Source organism: Streptomyces sp. CO7 (assembly GCF_053474865.1).
Map to the genome: position 1 here is coordinate 40,500 of NZ_JBRIOU010000004.1, position 3,507 is coordinate 44,006.

Consider the following 3,507-nt stretch of genomic DNA (forward strand, 5'->3'; position numbering starts at 1 on the left):
GGCGTGACCGTCCCGCCCCGTCCCGGGTCCTCCTCGTCGGCGAGCAGCCGGGCCAGCAGCTCCTGCCGCAGCGGCCGTGACGCGGGTGTCCCCGGCCGGGCCAGCACGGCGGCCAGCGCGGCGCGGACCGGCGGCGGGCCGTCCGCGATGAGCCCGGTGACCAGTGGCAGCAGCACCGCCCGCACGGTCGGTCCGTGGTCGAGCCGCCGGTCCACGTACCCGGCGACCGCGGCGGCGACGGCGGTCGCCCCGCGCGCCGGGCCGCAGCTCGCCACCGCCTCGCGGATCAGGGCGGAGATTCTGCGCGCCAGGGCGGGCGCGGTCACCTCGGCGAGGGCGTCCAGCGCCTCACCGCCGCCCGGCTGCCGCAGCCGGTCCCGGAAGGCGTCCAGGACCGGCTCCGGATGGGTGGTCAGGGCGGGCACCAGCGCCTCGGCGGGCACCTGCGGATCCCCGGCGACGAAGCGCCGCAGGGCGTCCGGGAGATGACGGGCCCGGGTCCGCGGGTCGCGGACCAGCACGGCCAGCGCCCCGCCGTGCAGGGCGGCGTCCTCGGGCCGGGCGAGCAGGGCCAGCGCCGCGTGGCGCAGCAGGTCGCGGTCGGCGTCCGAGCGCACGTGCCGGGCGGTGAGGCGGCCGTAGGTGACCGCGGCGCTCCGGCGGGCCGTCCGATGGTCGTGGGCCCAGCGGTCGACGGCGCGGCAGAGCGCGGAGGGCTCCTCCTCCGCGAGCACCGTGAGCAGTTCCGCGGCCTTGGGGTGGGCGCAGTCCACCAGCGCCTCGGCGAGGTCGTCGAGCCCCCGGTGGCGGTGGGCGTAGAGCAGCGCCTGGGCGGCCACGGCGACCGTGGCGTGCGGGGCGGCGGGCAGCGTACGGTCGTCGTCGAACCAGTGGGTGAGCTGCCGCTGGGCGGCGGCGGGGTCCTCGGAGAGCAGCCGTGCGACCGCCTCGAGCCAGCGGCCGCCGGTGCCCGCCGGAGCGGTGACCACCAGGCGGTGCAGCAGCCCGAAGCGTTCCCCGGCGTCCAGCGGCACGGCGGCCCAGAAGTCGGGGCCGAACTCCTCCGGGGCGGGCTGCCCCTCCCGCTGGCGGGCGGCGATCCGGTCGGCGAGCAGGCGCAGCAGCGAGGTGTACGGGGAGGCGTCGGGGAGGCCGAGGAGGGTGCCGGACAGCAGCCGGGCGGCCCACCAGGGGTCGGCCGAGGTCTCCGTCGCGGCGGCCAGCGCGGTCAGGCGGCGGCCCAGTTCGGCGGTGCCGCGGTCGCGGCCGAGGTGCAGGAGGGCCTGGACGACGGGGCCGATGCGGTGGCGCGGCACCGGCAGGGGGTGGCCGGCCTCCTCCCCGGTGCGGCGGCGCAGGACCAGGGCGCGCAGCGCCTCGTCGATGTCGAGGTGGAGCCCTTGGAGCCAGTCGGCGAACTCCTCGTCGGCGAACCGGTAGCCGGCGCCGGCGGGGACCAGCAGGCCTTCGGTGAGGACGGCACGGGCCCAGCCGGTCCCGCCGCCGAGCCGGGCGGGGGCGGGACGCCAGGGGAAGACGGCCTCGAAGGACGCCCGGTCGAGCTCGCCCTGGCCGGGGCCGAGGCTGCGGCGGGCCGCCTCGTGGACCTGTCCGGCGACCGTGGCGGCCAGCCGGCGGATGGCCGTCCCGCGCTGTCCTCCGGCGGCGGCGAGGCGCACCGCGACGCGCAGGCAGGTGAGGTCGAGGTGGGCGGAGAACACCTCGTGCCGGCTGAGGGGGCGGTCCTCGGCGTCGGGCAGCGCGGTGCGCACGGCGGCGAGCAGCCGGAGGGTGAGCGGGTGGCGGGCGTCGGTTCCGCGGAGTACGCCGTCGGGGATGCGGAACCGCTCGCGGGCCAGGCGGGCCTCCTCGGCGGTGAGGTCGCCGAGGCGTACGCAGGGCGGCAGGGTGCCGGTGCGCAGTGCGTCGGCGGCGGGGGTGTGGAGCAGCTCGGGCGGGAACTCGGCGCCGGCCCGTTCCCAGTACTCGGCGCGGCAGCCGACGGCCATCCGGGCACCGGCGGCCAGGAGCCAGTCGGCGGTGCCTTCGGTCCAGGCGGGCAGCCGGTGGGCGAGCAGCGGCGACATCTCCTCGGGCCCGTCCAGGACGATCAGCAGCGGGCGCCCGGCCTCCCGGGCGATGTGCGCCACCCGTTCGGGCGAGAGGTCGCCGAGCCAGGACGTGTCGGGCCGGCCCTCACCCGCCTCGCCGGCCGCGGCCGCGGCCCGCGGGGGGAAACGGGCGGCGGCGGCGATCCGGGCGGACCGGTCGAGGGCGCGGCGTGCGGCGTCGGCAACCGAGGTGTCGCCGTCGTGGAGGTCCGCGCCGCGCAGCCAGAGGGTGGGTGCCGCGGCGTCGGCGGCGCGGTGCCGGCGGGCGGCGAGCTCGGCGAGGGCGGTGGTCCGGCCGCTGCCGGGCGGGCCGACCAGTCCGAGCACGGTCGCCGCGCCCCGCCCGAAGGCGGCGAACTCGCGCTCCAGGGCCTGTCTCGGTACGGGTTCCACCGGCCCCCGGACCGGTCCGTCCGAGGCGACCGAGGTGGCCGTGAGTTCGACGAGCGCGGCCAGGTTGAGGTCGGGGCCGTAGGCGGGGACGGTGGCGGCGTTGCGGGCGAGCAGGTCGGCGAGCGGGCCCGCGGCGGGTCTCAGCGGCAGTGCGTACCCGGCCGCCCGGTGGCCGCCGAGCAGGTCCGGGTCGTCGGCGGCGTCCCGGGCACTGCCCGGCGGGCAGGACCGCAGGTCGGTGGCGACGACTCCGAGCACCGCGCCGGTGACCGTGTCCAGCACCGGTCCGCCGGCGGCCCCGCCGCCGGGCCGCAGCGCCTCGCGGCCGGCGGTGCCGATGGCGAGTTCCAGCACGTCGGGCAGGACGTGGTCGCGGTGGACGGCGTGGGCCACGCCGAGCACCCGGGCCTCCCGCAGGCCCGCGGCGACGATCCGGACGTAGGCGCCGGGGCCGACGGCGGCGCGCGGGGAGATCGGCAGCGGTGCCGCCTCCAGCCCCTCGGCCCGCACCAGGGCCAGGCCGAGGGCGGGCAGCGGGATGACGGCGCCCTCCGCGGTGGCGACGGTCCGTCCGCCCGCCTCGACGAGCAGGCGCGGCAGGCCTTCCACCACCTCGTGGGCGGTGACCACGGTGCCGTGGTGGTCGGCGGCGAATCCGGTGCCGCGCCGGCGTCCGGTGGGGTCGCGCAGGGTGATGAGGGCGGCCTCGGGTACGGCGTGTCCGCCGTCGCTCCGCCGCCGGACGTCCTCCGTCCCCGCGTGCGCTCCCGCCATGCCCCGTCCTCCCCGCCGCCGTGCCGTTCCGGCTCCGACGGTAGGGCTCACATGATCAGCGGGCGGTCGAGCGGGAAAACGCGCCCCCTTCCACTCCCTCCGTTCACTCCGAGCGCCCGTCCGGACGGGTGAATACGGCGTACGGGATGGAAAGAGGTTCCCCCGGGGGAACCGAGGGGGGAAACCCGTGGAGCGGCGCAGCGACCCCGTGCCGCCGCCGCTCCACGGT

The 3,507-nt window shown here is 79.1% G+C and carries 1 protein-coding gene; it reads right to left on the reverse strand.

All coding sequences use genetic code 11. The features are described 5' to 3' along the window. Window positions 1-3,278: trypsin-like peptidase domain-containing protein (locus ACOV8S_RS12855; RefSeq protein ID WP_448317964.1), on the reverse strand; the 3,278-nt coding region annotated here is incomplete at its 3' end. Window positions 3,279-3,507 lie beyond the last annotated feature (229 nt).